This window comes from Acidobacteriota bacterium, from assembly GCA_018001935.1.
Lineage (GTDB): Bacteria > Acidobacteriota > JAAYUB01 > JAAYUB01 > JAAYUB01 > JAGNHB01.
Map to the genome: position 1 here is coordinate 32,546 of JAGNHB010000013.1, position 14,788 is coordinate 47,333.

Consider the following 14,788-nt stretch of genomic DNA (forward strand, 5'->3'; position numbering starts at 1 on the left):
ATTGGATTCCGCGGCCGTGACCCATGGTTCCGGCCCCCGTTCGTGTGGTTGGTGTGTTTCGTGGTTTGAATAGGCTGTTAGCGGTTTAGGCTGAAGGGGTTTAGGTCCGGAACCGAAGCGGGGTTGCCGTCTCGAACAGCGTGCCTCTGCCCTGAATCCCGCCCGTGTATTTCGTGGTTGGATTGCTCATAACGTCCCCAGCCGCCACAAGGCGTCCACCGGCAGCGCAACGAGGCCCCGGCCGAACGGGACGTCCTGTTGCCCCGTGTAAAGCACAACACCCCGGACGAAACGGTCCCCCCCCGCCGCTTCCGCCAGCTGGCGCAGCCCGTCGAAGTCGCGGGCCCCGACCCGGCTCCTGGCCTTCACCTCGATGCCGACGACCCTCCCCGCGGCATCCTCCAGCACCAGGTCCACTTCCTGTCCCGCGGCGGTCCGGAAGTGGAACAGCCGGGGTTCCGTGCGGCTCCAGGTCGCCTGCTTGATCAACTCCACCGCCGTGAAATTCTCCAGGAGCGGGCCCCGGCAGGCCTCCGCCGGCTCGCCCTCCGCGGCGGCCCCGAGCAGGTGCGCCATCAGGCCGCTGTCGCACAGGACGAGTTTCGCCGCCTTGACCAGGCGCTTGCCGGGGTTGCCGGACCAGGCCGGGAGGTGGCGCACCAGGAAGGTTGTTTCCAGGAGCGCCAGGTACCGTTTGAGGGTGCTCTGGGGAAGGGCCGCCGTCCGGGAGAACTCCGCATAGTTCACGAGGCCGGTGGCGCGGGTCGCCAGGAGGGCGAGCAGTCGCGGCAGGGTCAGGAGACCCTCGATGTTGGCCAAGCTGCGGACGTCCCGCTGGAGAAGGGTCGTCAGGTAGGAACCGAACCAGGCCCGCCGCCGGGCCGCCGTGGTTCGGCGGAGCGCTTCGGGATATCCACCCCGGAGGACGCTCTCGAACAGGGGTTCCTCGTCCCCGGGTGGGGGGGGGTAGGCGGGCGGGGCGGAAGCGAAAACCGCGTCGATGAAGGTCTCCCGGACCCCCGCCCGCTCTCCGCGGGAAAAGGGCCACAGGGCAAGGATTTCCATCCTTCCGACGAGGAACTCCGCCAGGGAGGGAAGGAGCAGGACATTCGCGGAGCCGGTGAGCAGGAAACGCCCTGGCCGGCGGTCCCGGTCGACCTCCGCCTTGAGGGCCATGAACAAGCCCGGAGCCCGCTGCACTTCGTCGATGACGACCGGCCCGCGCTGGGCGGCCAGGAAACCGGCCGGGTCGTTGTTCACCGTGGAGAGCACGGAGGGATCGTCCAGGGTGTGGTACCGGGCCGGGTACCCTCCCTTGATGAGGTCCTGCACGAGCGTGCTCTTGCCGGTCTGCCGGGCGCCGTTCAACAGCACGACGGGGCTGTCCGAGAGGGCCGCCAGGAGATTGTCGGTGATATTGCGCCGAATCATGCTTGTATTATCAACCAGTGAATGGCTGAAAATCAACCATCCATTTCCGGATTTTCGACGCCGATCTCCGTTCCGCCTCGCCGGCCGGACCAAAGGAAAGCCTGCCCTGCTGGAAAAGGTGGATCGCCAGTTCCTGTTTCAGTTCGAGCGGCTTCATCCGGATGGCATGAATCACCTCCCGGGGGATCTCGATCATGGCAACCCTCCTCACCGAAGCGGTCCGATCGGCAACCGGTTCGAAAAGGCTGGACACGATTACTTGTTAGCGTACAAGGTGCCGGGTGTCGGATGTCGGGTGTCGGGGTGTCAGGGTGTCGGGGTGTCAGGGGTGTCAGGGGTCAGGTGCAGAGTGTCAGGTGTCAGGTGCCAGGTAGGAACGGCCCGGGTTCTCGGATTAGTGTAAATTAGTGTAGATTAGTGGTTTGAATTTGTGGTTAGCATCAGTGGTTCGAACCCGGCCCCGCCCCCCGTTCGTGTGGTTGGTGTGGTTCGTGGTTAAAATTCGGCGTCGGCGTCCGCGACGGGATCACCACCGCCACCGCCGTCCGCCACAGCACCCCCAGGTCGCTCCACGCCGTCCGCCGCTTCAGGTACGCGGCGTACCCCGCCAGCTTCCACGGTAGCAGCACCGAGCGGTAGAAGGCATCCCGGTACCCCTCCACGCCCGCCAGCCCTTTTTCCCGCAGCGGGCGAGACGGGCCGCTCTCCCTCGAGGTCCAGGTCTTCCGTCCTCGATTCGAGGAGCCTCCCGTTCAACCCCTCGCCCCGCCCCCGTCCCCTCAAGGACTCTCTGGCCGATTCCGAAAGGTCCCGTTCATGAGGGTTCATTGTTTCCCCCTACTTTCGATCATGGATTCATCCAGTTCCACAAAACGGATCTCGTCATCGTTGGGGAAGAGGTAAATTCTCTCAATCTTCTCTTCGGATCGGGCATTTTCCTCCGCGAGCGATTCATCCGGATTATCTCCCGCCAAGCCGCGAAGGCGCGAAGCGGACGCATCGGAAGTGCCATCGGTGCAGATGCAGCGCGCCGCCTCGACAACCGCACTCCGCCTCGGCACCCGCACTCCGTCAGGAGTGCAATTAGTGTAGCAAAGCGTGTGGCTGAGCCCCGGAACTCCGTAGGAGTTCAATCTGTGCAGCGCTCGCACGGAGCCCGCGGAGAAGACCCGACCCGGGCCCAGCGGGATGACGTGCGTGTTCCGCCCCGCTTCCGCGGCCTCGGCGCCTCAGCGCGAGAGATTGTCCGGACGGTCTTCCCGCAACGCGCGATCCTCGCGGCTCACGCTACCAAAGCGAGCAGGCGGGCGAGTTGGACAGGGTTTCCAGAAGGGTTTCCATCGAGGTCGTCAGGGTCCACCTCGTAAAAGGCTGAAGAGGTTCAATCAAACCCTCTCGAATCCGCCGCTCTCCGGACCTGCGGCCGACCCGCCTTCAGCCTGACCGCCTGTCGGCGGCGATAAAGACGATGCGGGGGGGCCCCACGCCGCCGTTTCCTGGTGAAGGTCCGCGACGGAAAGGGCCGACACCGTGAGACCGTATTCCGCGCAAAGGTCCAGGAAGTCCACCCGGGGCACACCCGCGAGTTCGGCGGCCGCTCCGGACGAAAGCTTGCCCAGGCGGAAAAGCATCAACGCGGCATAGAGCCTCAGATCTCTGCCCATCTCCTCGGGCGTACGATTCAGCCTGGCCCTGACGTCTTCCGGGATTGTAATTTGAAGAACCTCAGCCATTGCCACCCCCTGCGGGTCATCAATCCGCCCACCCCTTCATGGTACACCCATCCGTCTCCGGGTATCGCGAGCGCCTCGTCTCTGCGATCTGGCGGCTTGTCACGGCTTCGCGGTCGAGTTCTTCGGCAGGGTAGTCTATGACAAAGAAGCCTGCCTCACTCAGCAAGTGATAGAATTCGAGCCGGTCACACCCCAGGACCTGTGCGCCCAGGCCGGCGGAGATGCGCCCTTGCTCGTAGAGATGACCGAGGGTGAAAAGCATCACCTGCCGCGAAAACGCTTTCGGCTCTTCGCCTACCGCCGTCAGCAGTTCGTCCGGGAACTCAACGTGAACGCTCATGGCCTGACCCCTTTCGATAGGTGACCGATAGAAACGGCTGTAAATTACCGGTCGCGGGTCCCCTCGGCGACAGCGCGGTTTGCCTGTAGGAGGGAAGGGACGTCTTCATCGTAGCACAGGGGGTGGTGGAGAAGGAGGGGTCGGGTGTCGGGGGTCGGGGAGGGGAGGCCAGCCAAGGCATTTCAGATCAGGCAGATTAGTGCAGATTAGTGCAGATTAGTGGTTCGAATCCGTTGCCCCTCCGCTCCGCGTCCCGGCGCCTCTGCGCGAGAGATCCCGGATGGATCGAAAGTCCTTCAACCGGTGTGCTCGACAATGACCTGGGCCTCCGTCCGTCCGGTTAGGGGCTGTGACTCGTGGTAGAGCGTCTCCGGGGCGATGTCGATGTCCCCGGGCCAGGTGACGGTCCCATAATCCAGCCGGGCCAGGGAGAAAAAAGCCGGGTTCCGGAGGCGGTGAAAAACCGTGAGTCCCAGGTAAGGCTTCACGTCGAAACACCGGATCTCCCCGTTGCTGAAGGTCAGGTAGAGCAGATGATCCGCCGCCGCCTCCACGGAACGTACTTCGATCATGGCAACACTCCTCAACGAAGCGGTTCGATCGGGAAGACCGGCTCGCCTCGAACGGCCAGAGACCAGTCCGCCATGAGCTCCTCCTCATGAATGTCGATCCAGGCCTGTAACAAACGTAGCTTTTTCCCCGGCAGTTCGCCTTCCATCAATTCGCCTTCCGGAATTGACAATACGGCCTGTGTACCCTGGTACTCGGCATGGATGTGCGGGCGATTGTGCCGTTGGTTGTCCATGAACAGCATTCTGACGATGATCCCGTAGAACATGCTGATGGTTGGCATCCTGTCTCCTTTGTCCTACAAACTCGCAAGATCTGTAAAAGAACTCGCTTTATTACGTAACCCACTGTTAGGTTGCGGGTAACACTCACGCTTCTGTTATCCTGGAAACACTGGAAAGAACACCATCGACCCAACCTGTCCCGCGATCGGCAACCGGTTCGAAAAGGCCGGGCACGATCACATTGTAGCATAGTGGGTGTCGGGAGGCGGGTGTCAGGTCTCAGGTCTCGGGTGTCGGGTTTCGGGTCTCGGGTGTCGGAGAGCAATGCCCAGGGTTCCCGAATTAGTGTAAATTAGTGTAGATTAGTGGTTTGAATTTGTGGCTCGCATCAGTGGTTCGAGTCCGGCCCCGGCCCCCGTTCGTGTGGTTGGTGTGGTTCGTGGTTGAAAAAGGCTGTAGCGGTTCAGGCTGTAGGCTTTATGTCCGGAAATATCGGTATCGGAATCGGTATCGCCATCGCTGTCGCAGTCGAAAGGTCGATAGGCTGAAGGGGCCCAGGGAAATCCACCCGAATCCGCCCCCCTCCGAACCTACAGCCCACAGCCTACAGCCTGATTTCCCCCAGCCGCCGGCACGCCTCTTCCAGGACCGGCGTCTCCTTGGCGAAGCAGAAGCGCCCCAGGTTTTCCCCCGCGTCGTCGTGGTAGAACGCCTCGCCCGGGACGCAGGCCACCCCCGTCGACGCCAGGAGCGCCATGGCCTTCTCCTTGCTCGTTCGCCCGTCGAGGCGGGAAAGGTCCGCCAGGACGTAGTAGGCGCCCTGCGGGACGTGCGGGGCTAACCCGGCCTGCTGCAACGCCCCGCAGATAAGGTCGCGCTTCAACGAATACTCCACCGAGAGCCCCTGGTAGTACTCCCCGCCCAGGGCGCGCAACCCCTCGGCCACCCCGAGTTGCAATGGCGCCGGGGCGCAGACGTATACGAGGTCGTTGAAGTAGCCGATGGCCCGGGCCCACCGCGCATCGCAGAGGCAGTAGCCGATCCGCCACCCGGTGATGCTGAAGGTCTTCGACAGGCCGGAGACGGTGATCGTCCGCTCCCGCATCCCGGGGAGCGCGGCGGGGGAAAGGTGTTCCCGCCCGTCGTAGAGGAAGTGCTCGTAGATCTCGTCGGTGAAGACGAAAAGGTCGTGGGCCTCGGCGAAGGCCGCGATCCGGAGCAGCTCCGCCCGGGTGAAGACCTTGCCGGAGGGGTTGGCGGGCGTGTTCACCAGGACGGCCCGCGTCCGGGACGTGAGGGCCGCCTCGAGGTCGGGGTCCGAAAAGGCCCAGGCGGGCTCCGCCAGTCGGACGTACACCGGGACCGCCCCCGTGGCCACCAGGGTGCTGAGGTGGTAACCGTAGTACGGCTCGAAGAGCACCACCTCGTCCCCGGGGTCCAGGAGGGCCAGGCAGGCGCAGTAGAGGGCCCCCGTGGCGCCGGCGCTGACAATCACCTCGGTCTCGGGGTCGTACGCGCAGCCCGTGAAGCGGCTCTGCTTGTCCGCGATCGCCGTGCGGAGGGCCTCCAGTCCGTCGTAGCGGGTGTAGGTGTTGACGCCCTCGTCCATGGCCCGCTTCGCGCCTTCGCGGACAGGGAAGGGGACCTCGGTGTCGCAGACGCCCTGGGAGAGGTTGATCCCCCCCACGCGGTCGCATTCGATGGACATGGCCCGGATCTCGGATTGCAGGACCCAGGCGGTTCGGGAGCCGAGTTTGAGCATGGTTGCCTCGATGAAAAGGTGTCGGGTGTCGGGTGTCGGGTGTCGGGGAGGGGCAGGAGGGAGCGCAGGCCGGGAAACGGGGTGAGGCGGGGGGGCGAGGTTTAGGGTTTCAGGATTCGGAATGATCCTGCAGCACCCTGGCGTAAAGCGCCTCGGATATTCGGAATCCGGCAGAATCCCGCAGGGAATCCAGACAGCTCCGCACGGATTGGATGATACCTTTGTGCTTGGCTTCGACCAGAACGCCGATCAGTCCTGTATATCGAAGCCCCAGATGGTTCGCGGTTTCCCGCCCGAGGCGCTCGTCCATCAACAGCAGCTCCGCCCCGGTTTCCAACGCCAGGGCGATGGCCTCCGCCTCTCCCGCATCAAGGTCCTGTTCCAAGGCGTGCACCAGTTGCTGGTTCGTGACGGCTTTCCTCCGAATCCACGGAGCAGACCCGACGTCTTCTGCCCCCGGTTGTCCGGCCCCCTCCACGACGACCTCTCTCCAGACCGCTTCGGGAACGATGATCTCGCCGTACAGTTCCTGCAACAGGGCCAGCTTGCCGATACGCGCCAGGTTGATCAAGGCGGAGGAGTTGCTCACCACCCTCATATCCGGCCCATCCCCTTCAGGGTTTTCAGGTCCTCCTCGTAATCCTCGAGGTCATAGTGGACGGGGATGCCCCGGCTGCCCAGCAACTGCTGAAACGTCCAGACCGACAAACCCGCCATCTCGCGGGCCAGGCCGAAGGAAAGCTTCCCTTGCTGGAAAAGGTGGATCGCCAGTTCCTGTTTCAACTCGAGCGGCTTCATCCGGGTGGCATGGATCACCTCGCGGGGGATCTCGATGGAAATCATGGGTGACATCTTGGCCTCCAATCACACAATGAACCGGTGTGGCCGGCAAGGCTCGCCTCCGAAAGGGCCGGGCACGATTACATTGTAGCATAGTGGATGTCGAGTGGAAGGTGTCGGGTCTCGGGTGTCGAGCGGCGGGCGTCATGGGCTGGATGAGGAGAAGAAGTTGATCGAAAACGGTTTTAGTCCGATACAGGGCGGGAAGGGGTCTCGATTGTTTTCCGGATGAAGCACAGGAACTCACGCAGAGCGTTCTCAGGTAAGGGGTGGAGGTCGCTGGTGGTGACGGTCTCTTCATCCCCGTCATGAAAGTGCAGGGGAAAGGAGGAAACAGTCTGCCATCGGAGATGGGGTGCGTTGTCATGTCGGTAGATCCGGCCGTCGATGGCGCGGCGCTCCCAGTGCAGGCTGAACCGCCCTTCGAGCTTCAAGGAGTACCAGGCATCCAGGTAACTTCCCTCCACAAGGAAGATTCGCAGCTCGTTCGGACCTGGAACAAATGCGTCGATGACGATATCCGAAAACTCGACGAGGGCCATTTCAACAAGCTGTGAGACGTTGACGCGGCTCATGCGACCGACGCGAGAAGGCGGATGAGTTGGTCCCGCTTGTACTCCAGATGATCGAGTCTTTGGAAATCCTTCAGCGACAGGGCTTCGTCCAGGGTCCCCTGCCTGTAGAGGGATTCCATCTCCTCTACCGATGCGACACCGTACCGACCCGTGATCTCGAAGATCCCGACTTTGACGTCCCTCAACTGACGCTCGAGCAGGGCCCGCATCCCTTCCCGGAGAAGGTCCTCCTCGGGAATCCGCAGTTCGTGGGACAGGGTTTCCAATAGGGTTTCCATCGAGGTTGTCAAGGTTCACCTCCGAAAAGGCCGTGCACGATTATATTGTAGCATAATGGGTGTCAGGGGGCGGGTGTCAGGGAGGAACGGCCCGGGTTCGTTATTTAGTGTAGATTAGTGTCGATTAGTGGTTTGAATTTGTGGTTCGAATCCGGCCCCACCCCCCGTTCGTGTGGTTCGTGGTGACGGTCGGTTCACGGCGCCTGCCCGCTTACGCAACAAACGCCCTCGGGGATGGACGGGAAAACCCTCCCTCCCCGGGGGCGTCGAAGGGCGGCCGCCTACTTCGCGAGGGTTCTTCGGACCGCTCCGGCGATGTCCCCCCGGTTCGGGTAGTACGCTTCTTCCAGCGTCCGGGCCGCCGGGGCGGGGCAGTCGGGGAGGGCCACCCGGGCCACGGGGGCCTTCAGAACCCGGAACCCCTTCTCCGCGGCGAAGGCGGCGATTTCCGCGGAGACCCCGAAAGAGGCCCATCCCGGGTCGGCCACCACCAGGCGTCCGGTCTTTCGGATGGATTCGAGGATCAACGCCCCGTCAAAGGGCTTGACCGACCGCAGGTCGATGACTTCCAGGCCGATGCCCTCCCCGGCCAGGGCCGCGGCAGCTTCCAGAGCCTCGGTGACCAGCGAGGAGCAGGCGGCGACGGTGACATCCGCTCCCTCCCGGCGGACAACCCCTTTCCCGATGGGCACCTCGTACACCGCCTCGGGGACCTCCCCCACCGTGCGGTGCAGCAGGCGGTCGTCGATGAACACCACGGGGTCGTCATGACGGATGGCCGCCACCATCAGCCCTTTCGCATCGGCGGGGGTCGACGGCATCACCACCTTCAGGCCCGGGACGTGGGCGAACATGGCCTGGATGGCCTGGGAGTGCTGGGCGGCCTGCTCGCCGCGCCGGTTGATGATGCCCCAGAAGACCACCGGCGCCCGGGAGCGCCCCCCGCTCATGTAGCGCCAGTTGGCGGCCTCGTTGATGATGGGGTCGAAGGCGTAGAACATGAAGTCCATCCGGGGGTGGACCACCACCGGGCGCATCCCGGCGATGGCGGCGCCTACCGCGGCCCCCGTCATGGCGTTCTCGGAGACCGGGGTGTCGATGACCCGCTTTTCTCCGAAGCGCTCCAGCAAGCCGAGGGCGGTGTTGCCGACGTACCAGGGGCTCTTTACCCCCTGTCCCAGGAGGATGACCCGGGGGTCGGCCGCCATCGTCTGGTGCAGCGCCTCGTTGATGGCGAGGCTGAAACTCAAGGATCTGCCGGGCATCGGGTTAGACATGGTGCAGCAACTCCTTTGCCTCCGGGAACGCCGCGCGCGTCGCCCGGGCGTGGGCTTGGGCCACCCGGACGGCGGCGGCCTGGCGGACTTCCCCGATTTTCGCGTCGTCGAGAAGACCGGAGGACTTCAGTTTCCCCTCCAGGAGGAGGATGGGGTCCCGCTGGAGCCAGCGGGCGACCTCCTCGGCCGGCCGGATGTCGGTGTGGGAGCCCTGGATGTTGTCGTCAGGCCCCACGTGGCCTCTAAAACGGTACGTCAGGCACTCCAGGAACACGGGGCCCCGGCCTTCCCGGCACTCCCTCACCACCTCCAGGGCCGCCTCGTGCACGGCCAGGACGTCGTTCCCGTCCAGGGTTTTCGCCGTGATCCCGAAGGGGTGGGCCACCTCCGCGATGGGCCGCTCCACCCGGCACTCCCGGAGGGGGAGGTGCGTGGAGTAGAGGTTGTTCTCGCAGACGAAGATCAGCGGCAGGCGCTTGAGGGCGGCGAAGTTCAGCGACTCGTACAGGACGCCTTCGCCGGCGGCGCCGTCGCCGAAGAAGGCCACGGCCACGGTGCCGTCCTCCCGGATGTCTGACGCGAGGGCGGCGCCCAGGGCCAGCGGGATGGTTCCCGCCACGATGGGGGCGGCCCCCAGCATCCCCACGGCGGGGTCGACCAGGTGCATCGAACCGCCGCGTCCCCCGCAGCACCCGCTTTCCCGGCAGTACACCTCCGCCACCATCGCGTCGAGGCTGCCGCCCTTGGCCAGGAAGTGCCCGTGGGATCGGTGGGTGCCGAAAACGGCGTCCCGCTCGGTCAGGGCCGCGCAAATGCCGGCCGCGATGGCCTCCTCCCCGGAATAGAGGTGGCAGGGGCAGCGGACCTCCCCCGACAGGATGGGCTCGACGAAACTCTCTTCCACGGTCCGGATGAGGACCATGGTCTCGTAAAGCCGCAAGAGTAACTCAGGCGGATGGGTCATGAGGCGGGCCTCCTTTCAAGGCTGTAGTAGTTGGCTGTAATATCTTCAAAGTAAAAGAGTTGCCAAGTCGAGCAAGATTTTGGGGCCGATCTCTCGAGACGGCGGCCGGGAGCGGTTCGAGGGGAATGTTCCGATGGAGAGCCCGCAACCCCCGTTGCGTCTTCTCCGTGCCTCTGCGCCTCCGTGAGAGTTCCTTCCGGAATTTCTCTCACCAGGGCACGGCCGCATGGAGAAGAACTGTCTCTGCTCACCGGAATTCTGCCGGACGCCATCTCCAGTCTCCTGATCCCTGTCTCCTGTCTTCTTCGCTCGTGCGGTTTGTTTCGGGGATTGGTGAGGAAAATCCCTGATTCGGGTCCATGGGGTGTTTCACAGGGCCTGATCATTTACGGAACTCCTCCATCACAGTCCGTGTGTTCCGAGACGCACCGCTCCAGGTGTTCCACCAGGGCAGGGTAGATCACCCGGGCCGAGAAGCGCTCCTCGAAGAGTCCCCGCGCCCTCTCCCCCATGGCCCGGCGCCCCGGTTCATCGTCCCGGAGCTGCCGCAGGGCGCCCAGGAAACCGGCCACGTCCCCGGGCTCGTACGGCAACCCGCACCGGCTCTCCTCAACCAGTTCGGCCAGTTCCCCCCCCAGGCTCGAGAGGACGGGAAGGCCGGCCGAGAAGTACTCGAAGGGCTTGTTGGGGAGGGACTGGGTGGCACGCCGGGAATACGGGACCAACCCTGCTTTCGACAAGCCCATGAGGACCGCGATGTCACGGGCCTCCACCCAGCCGGGGAGGAGAACCGAGGCGGTTCCCGCGGCGGCTATCCGGCATTTTCCCAGGGAATCCCCGCCGCCGCAGAGGACGAACTGGAAGTCCCTCTCCCCCGCCCGTTCCAGCACCCGGGCCGCCTCGATCACGGTTTCGACGTCCCGGAGCGGGCTGAAGGTCCCGAAGAAGCAGCAGACGAAACGGCCCGGGTCCACGCCGGCGCCCACCCACTGGTCGGTGAGCCGTGCCCGCTCCCCGGGTGAAAGCCCCACCGGGTCGTAGCCCAGGGGGAAGATCCCGTCCGCCGCCCGCCGTTCCCGCCCGGCCATGCCCAGCCCCCACGCCAGGTAGTCCCGGGAGATCGACAGGATCCCCGCCGCCCCGGCGCAGGTTTGCCGGGCCATCCGGGTGAAAGGCCGGCAGAGCAGGCGGACGACGGGGAGCGCCCGGGGCGGGACGAGCTTGAAGAACGCGTCCGGCCAGGTGTCGCTCACGTTGACGAAGAATGGCGCCCTGTGCCGGCGGGCGTACCGGCAGGCTTCCCAGGGCATCTCCAGGGGGGGGAGACTGGCGAGGACCGCGTCGGGCGGGGGCTCGCACGCCGTCTTCCGGCGGAATGCAAGGCCAAGGCCCCGGTGGTCCAGCAGCCGGCCCACGCAGATGTTGCGGCGATATCCCCGGCTCCGGAGAAGGACCAGCCGGAGCCCGGGGGAGGGCTGCAGGTCACGATCTTCCCGAAAGCGCTGGCGCTTCGCCGCGTGGTCGAAGGTGGACGTCCACCACGTGACCGCGTGTCCGCGGCGCGCCAGCTCCCGGGCGATCAACCCCATGCGCAGGGGCCGCTCCCCCCCCGGCCGGTCGATGGGCAGGGGTTCGCCGACGGCGGCCAGCCAGACCCTCAACGCGGGCCTTCCGGCAGGCGGGTCCGGGGCAAGGGCCCCACGCACGCGTCGATGCGCGCCATGTCCGCCTTCGCCAGCCGCCAGCCGTCGGCGCCCAGGTTCTCGTCCACCTGGGCCGCGGTTTTCACCCCGAAGAGCGCGCAGGTGAAGGGGAAGGCGTCCAGGACCCAGCGCAGGGCCAGTTGGGCCAGGGTCACCCCCCGTCCGTGGGCGAACTCCCGGAGCGCGTCCACCGCCTGCAGGTTCCGGAGGAACGTCTCCCCCTGGAACGCCGCCAGGCGGCTGCGGTGATCGTCGTCCCCGAAGGTGGTTTCCCGGTTGAACTTGCCGCTCAGCAGCCCATCGGCGAGCGCCCCCCAGGCGACCAGCCGGATCCCGGAGCGCCGGCAGAGGTCCGCCAGTTCGAGGCCGCTCTCCCGCTGCAGCAGGTTGAAGGGGTTCTGCACGAAGCGGACGGGGGCCGCGCAAAGAGCCTCCGCCAACTGGCCCGCGGAGAAGTTGGACACCCCGATCTCGCCGATCTTCCCCTCCTCCCGGAGGCGGACCAAGGCTCCCACCATCTCGGGGATGGGCGTGAAGCCGTCCGGTTTGTGGATGTAGTAGAGGGGGAGCCGTTCGAGGCCCAGGCGGCGCAGGCTGGCCTCCGCGGCGCTCCGCAGGTAGGTTGGGGAGCAGTCTGCCCGGACCCGCCCGGCGTCATTCCAGCGCACGCCGCCCTTGGAGGCCACGAAGAGCGAGCGCAGGCCGTCCCCGAAGGTGTCCCGCAGCATCCGCTCCGACTTGCCCAGGCCGTAACAGTCCGCCGTGTCGAAGAAGGTCACCCCCCGCTCACGGGCCTGGCGAAGGGCCCGCTCGGAGGCGTCGTCGTCCACCTTGCCCCATCCGTGCCCCCCGATCGCCCAGCACCCCATCCCCAGGCGGGTGAACCGGGGTCCGTCGTCCCACGGCTGGATGAGATCGAGGCCGCTCATCGTGAGAAGACCCGCTTCAGGACCCGGAGCAGGGTCCGCCAGAGGATGTTCAGGTCCCCCGTGAAGGACCAGTTCTTCACGTAGAGGACCCGGAGCGCGTTCTTCCGCGGGAGGATGTGTTCCCGGAAGTACGCGTCGGGGTCCGTGCTCCCGACCCGGTCGTCGAGGTCGGCGAACTCCACCGACGCGTAGTCGGTGATCCCAGGGCGCATGCTCAGGATCAGGGCCTCTTCCCCCCGGTACCGGCGGGTGTATTCGGGGACTTCGGGGCGGGGCCCCACCAGGCTCATCTCGCCGCGCAGCACGTTGAGGAGCTGGGGGAGTTCGTCGAACTTGGTCTTCCGAAGAAAGGCGCCGACCCGGGTCACGCGGGGGTCCCGGGTCCCCGTGGTGGGCCCGCCCAACCGTTCCGCGTCCGCCACCATGGTGCGGAACTTGAAGATCCGGAAGGGAATCCCGCGGAGTCCGGTACGCACCCCCCGGTAGAAGACAGGCCCGGGGCCCGAGAGCTTAACGGCTAAGGCGACGAAGAGCAGGAGCGGCCAAACCAGCAAAAGGACGACAATAGACACGACCACGTCGAAAGCCCGTTTAAAAAATAGAATCCATTTGGGATACTGCAGAACAGGAAAACACCCGGTCTCGATTGGTTCCGCCATCAGGGTATCAAGACCTCGGAGACTGGTGCTTTCTTCCTCGATTCCTCCGAGTGATCTTGCCCTTTATAGATTTTAACGACTTTCTCGAGATGCTTGATCATACCGCGATATACGCGATCTGCATCAAAGGAGGAATGAAATGATCGCTGTGAATTTTCCGACATGCGTCCCAACAGAAGGGGATCATCCATCAATCTTGAGATATGAAGAGCCAATTCCTCGGCATTCCCAGTAGCATAGCTGAACCCACAATTTTCCCGATGGAGTAACTCAAAAAGAACTCCCCGTTTCGGACTTGAAATGACTGGAAGCCCGGCACTGAAGTACTCTATTGCTTTGTTATTGATTGTCGAAAGAAAGTCATATCGATCCGGGACAGGATCCAGTCCCACGGAAGCGCGGCGGAGAAGTGAATATAATTTCGCCGCGTCTATCCATCCCGGGAACAGAACAGTGTCATCACCACAGACGGCTTTCCGATGGGATTCCAGCAAATCGCCACTGCCGCAGATCACGAATCGAACACGGCGACCGGCGTCTTTCAGGATGCGCGCCGCATGGATGACCGGACCAAGATCGAATTGATGCCCAAGGGTTCCGATGAAACACACAATGAATTCCTGTTCGGACTGCCCGACTCCCATCTGGTCCCAGAAACGTTGAGCCGCCTCCAGGTCCTTCGCCGGTGGCACTTTTGTTGAGAAGGCCAATGGGAAACTGCTGTCGAGCGGTGTCCGTTGCCGATTTCCTCGGTGTAACCCCCATTGGACGAATTCCTCGGTAATTCCTGTTATGGCAAACGCCTTCGAACAGACAAATCGCGAATCCCGCATCATGGGCCAGGTGAGGATTCTGGCTGGCAGACGAATCGCTCGCGGAACCGACTCGAAGATAATATCCGGCCACATGTCCCGCATGTCCAGAATCACCGGGATGCCGTGTCTGTTTCCATAGACAATGGCTGCTTTGCAGAGATCGATGGTCGGGTAGGCGGAAAGAATCAGATCGGGAGGAAGGAGTCCCTGAGAGTGTTTGAGGAATTTCTTTGCCACATGACGTTGGTCCCGAATTCTGGCGAGGGAAAGGCTCTGACTGTATCCAGGGCTATGAAGCAAACGGATGGTGAGACCCGGCTTGGGATTTACGACAACATCCCGTTCGTAGAGATTCTCTCTCTTGATCCTGTCAAACGTCGATGTCCACCAGGTGGCATTGTGGCCTCCTTCCGAAAGGTAATCAGTCAGCATCCCGCACCGGTGCAGACGCTCTTTAAAAGAGGCGACAACCGGCACCGGTTCTCCAATTTTAAGCAACCAGATATTCATGTGCCCTGTGTTTTGGCGGAATACGCGGCGGGCTTGAAGACGTCGCACTGATGAATTTGCCCGACCATGGCTACTCGACACTTCGTAGCTTTGATCGACCAACGCCTGCTCCATCCGGCCGGTGAGAATGGGACGGCGTTGGTGTTCTGCTTATGGAAGCTGTCCACTGGCGTTGAGA

The 14,788-nt window shown here is 63.9% G+C and carries 19 protein-coding genes; all 19 read right to left on the reverse strand.

Going from position 1 to position 14,788, the window contains the following annotated elements:
* Positions 1 to 186: 186 nt before the first annotated feature.
* Positions 187 to 1,431, reverse strand: a complete 1,245-nt coding sequence (locus KA419_07365) for an ATP-binding protein (protein ID MBP7865753.1) — start codon at positions 1,429 to 1,431, stop codon at positions 187 to 189.
* Positions 1,432 to 1,441: 10 nt separating this feature from the next.
* Entirely contained in the window at positions 1,442 to 1,627 is a 186-nt protein-coding gene (locus KA419_07370; protein MBP7865754.1) for a UPF0175 family protein, read from the reverse strand.
* A gap of 244 nt (positions 1,628 to 1,871) precedes the next feature.
* The gene (locus tag KA419_07375) at positions 1,872 to 2,093 is read right to left on the reverse strand and encodes a hypothetical protein (protein MBP7865755.1); all 222 of its coding nucleotides are present in this window, start codon (positions 2,091 to 2,093) and stop codon (positions 1,872 to 1,874) included.
* A 162-nt stretch (positions 2,094 to 2,255) separates the two neighbouring features.
* On the reverse strand, positions 2,256 to 2,492 hold the full coding sequence (locus KA419_07380) for a hypothetical protein (GenBank protein ID MBP7865756.1): 237 nt from the start codon (positions 2,490 to 2,492) through the stop codon (positions 2,256 to 2,258).
* A 324-nt stretch (positions 2,493 to 2,816) separates the two neighbouring features.
* The gene (locus KA419_07385) at positions 2,817 to 3,164 is read right to left on the reverse strand and encodes a UPF0175 family protein (GenBank protein MBP7865757.1); all 348 of its coding nucleotides are present in this window, start codon (positions 3,162 to 3,164) and stop codon (positions 2,817 to 2,819) included.
* 19 nt (positions 3,165 to 3,183) lie between these two features.
* Positions 3,184 to 3,504: a UPF0175 family protein gene (locus KA419_07390; GenBank protein MBP7865758.1), complete on the reverse strand. Its 321-nt coding sequence runs from the start codon at positions 3,502 to 3,504 to the stop codon at positions 3,184 to 3,186.
* A gap of 296 nt (positions 3,505 to 3,800) precedes the next feature.
* Positions 3,801 to 4,076: a DUF2442 domain-containing protein gene (locus tag KA419_07395; GenBank protein MBP7865759.1), complete on the reverse strand. Its 276-nt coding sequence runs from the start codon at positions 4,074 to 4,076 to the stop codon at positions 3,801 to 3,803.
* An 11-nt stretch (positions 4,077 to 4,087) separates the two neighbouring features.
* Positions 4,088 to 4,357 (reverse strand): DUF4160 domain-containing protein, encoded by a 270-nt coding sequence (locus tag KA419_07400; GenBank protein MBP7865760.1) that lies wholly within the window; start codon positions 4,355 to 4,357, stop codon positions 4,088 to 4,090.
* 545 nt (positions 4,358 to 4,902) lie between these two features.
* On the reverse strand, positions 4,903 to 6,060 hold the full coding sequence (locus KA419_07405; protein MBP7865761.1) for an aminotransferase class I/II-fold pyridoxal phosphate-dependent enzyme: 1,158 nt from the start codon (positions 6,058 to 6,060) through the stop codon (positions 4,903 to 4,905).
* Positions 6,061 to 6,169: 109 nt separating this feature from the next.
* Positions 6,170 to 6,658 carry a DUF3368 domain-containing protein gene (locus KA419_07410; GenBank protein ID MBP7865762.1) on the reverse strand — a complete coding sequence of 163 codons (489 nt, stop codon included), beginning with the start codon at positions 6,656 to 6,658 and terminating at the stop codon, positions 6,170 to 6,172.
* A complete protein-coding gene (locus tag KA419_07415) occupies positions 6,655 to 6,903 on the reverse strand; it encodes a UPF0175 family protein (protein ID MBP7865763.1) in 249 nt (82 codons plus the stop codon). The genes KA419_07410 and KA419_07415 overlap by 4 nt, the downstream gene beginning before the upstream one ends.
* Before the next feature lie 182 nt (positions 6,904 to 7,085).
* Complete coding sequence (locus KA419_07420; protein MBP7865764.1) at positions 7,086 to 7,475, reverse strand: hypothetical protein; 390 nt, start codon at positions 7,473 to 7,475, stop codon at positions 7,086 to 7,088.
* On the reverse strand, positions 7,472 to 7,765 hold the full coding sequence (locus KA419_07425) for a hypothetical protein (protein MBP7865765.1): 294 nt from the start codon (positions 7,763 to 7,765) through the stop codon (positions 7,472 to 7,474). The genes KA419_07420 and KA419_07425 overlap by 4 nt, the downstream gene beginning before the upstream one ends.
* Positions 7,766 to 8,034: 269 nt before the next feature.
* Positions 8,035 to 9,030, reverse strand: coding sequence for an alpha-ketoacid dehydrogenase subunit beta (locus tag KA419_07430; protein ID MBP7865766.1), 996 nt, complete (start codon positions 9,028 to 9,030; stop codon positions 8,035 to 8,037).
* Positions 9,023 to 9,994, reverse strand: coding sequence for a thiamine pyrophosphate-dependent dehydrogenase E1 component subunit alpha (locus KA419_07435; protein MBP7865767.1), 972 nt, complete (start codon positions 9,992 to 9,994; stop codon positions 9,023 to 9,025). The genes KA419_07430 and KA419_07435 overlap by 8 nt, the downstream gene beginning before the upstream one ends.
* Before the next feature lie 386 nt (positions 9,995 to 10,380).
* The gene (locus tag KA419_07440; GenBank protein ID MBP7865768.1) at positions 10,381 to 11,655 is read right to left on the reverse strand and encodes a glycosyltransferase family 4 protein; all 1,275 of its coding nucleotides are present in this window, start codon (positions 11,653 to 11,655) and stop codon (positions 10,381 to 10,383) included.
* The gene (locus KA419_07445; GenBank protein MBP7865769.1) at positions 11,652 to 12,626 is read right to left on the reverse strand and encodes an aldo/keto reductase; all 975 of its coding nucleotides are present in this window, start codon (positions 12,624 to 12,626) and stop codon (positions 11,652 to 11,654) included. Before KA419_07445 ends, KA419_07440 begins: the two co-directional genes overlap by 4 nt.
* Positions 12,623 to 13,285 (reverse strand): sugar transferase, encoded by a 663-nt coding sequence (locus KA419_07450; protein ID MBP7865770.1) that lies wholly within the window; start codon positions 13,283 to 13,285, stop codon positions 12,623 to 12,625. The genes KA419_07445 and KA419_07450 overlap by 4 nt, the downstream gene beginning before the upstream one ends.
* Positions 13,285 to 14,712, reverse strand: coding sequence for a glycosyltransferase (locus KA419_07455; GenBank protein MBP7865771.1), 1,428 nt, complete (start codon positions 14,710 to 14,712; stop codon positions 13,285 to 13,287). Before KA419_07455 ends, KA419_07450 begins: the two co-directional genes overlap by 1 nt.
* Positions 14,713 to 14,788 lie beyond the last annotated feature (76 nt).

Excerpts from the sequence above, each read along its gene's own strand:
- KA419_07365 (MBP7865753.1), bottom strand. The coding sequence starts at position 1,431 with ATGATTCGGCGCAATATCACCGACAATCTCCTGGCGGCCCTCTCGGAC.
- KA419_07370 (MBP7865754.1), bottom strand. The coding sequence starts at position 1,627 with ATGATCGAGATCCCCCGGGAGGTGATTCATGCCATCCGGATGAAGCCG.
- KA419_07385 (MBP7865757.1), bottom strand. The coding sequence starts at position 3,164 with ATGGCTGAGGTTCTTCAAATTACAATCCCGGAAGACGTCAGGGCCAGG.
- KA419_07390 (MBP7865758.1), bottom strand. The coding sequence starts at position 3,504 with ATGAGCGTTCACGTTGAGTTCCCGGACGAACTGCTGACGGCGGTAGGC.
- KA419_07395 (MBP7865759.1), bottom strand. The coding sequence starts at position 4,076 with ATGATCGAAGTACGTTCCGTGGAGGCGGCGGCGGATCATCTGCTCTAC.
- KA419_07400 (MBP7865760.1), bottom strand. The coding sequence starts at position 4,357 with ATGCCAACCATCAGCATGTTCTACGGGATCATCGTCAGAATGCTGTTC.
- KA419_07405 (MBP7865761.1), bottom strand. The coding sequence starts at position 6,060 with ATGCTCAAACTCGGCTCCCGAACCGCCTGGGTCCTGCAATCCGAGATC.
- KA419_07410 (MBP7865762.1), bottom strand. The coding sequence starts at position 6,658 with ATGAGGGTGGTGAGCAACTCCTCCGCCTTGATCAACCTGGCGCGTATC.
- KA419_07415 (MBP7865763.1), bottom strand. The coding sequence starts at position 6,903 with ATGATTTCCATCGAGATCCCCCGCGAGGTGATCCATGCCACCCGGATG.
- KA419_07420 (MBP7865764.1), bottom strand. The coding sequence starts at position 7,475 with ATGAGCCGCGTCAACGTCTCACAGCTTGTTGAAATGGCCCTCGTCGAG.
- KA419_07430 (MBP7865766.1), bottom strand. The coding sequence starts at position 9,030 with ATGTCTAACCCGATGCCCGGCAGATCCTTGAGTTTCAGCCTCGCCATC.
- KA419_07435 (MBP7865767.1), bottom strand. The coding sequence starts at position 9,994 with ATGACCCATCCGCCTGAGTTACTCTTGCGGCTTTACGAGACCATGGTC.
- KA419_07445 (MBP7865769.1), bottom strand. The coding sequence starts at position 12,626 with ATGAGCGGCCTCGATCTCATCCAGCCGTGGGACGACGGACCCCGGTTC.
- KA419_07450 (MBP7865770.1), bottom strand. The coding sequence starts at position 13,285 with ATGGCGGAACCAATCGAGACCGGGTGTTTTCCTGTTCTGCAGTATCCC.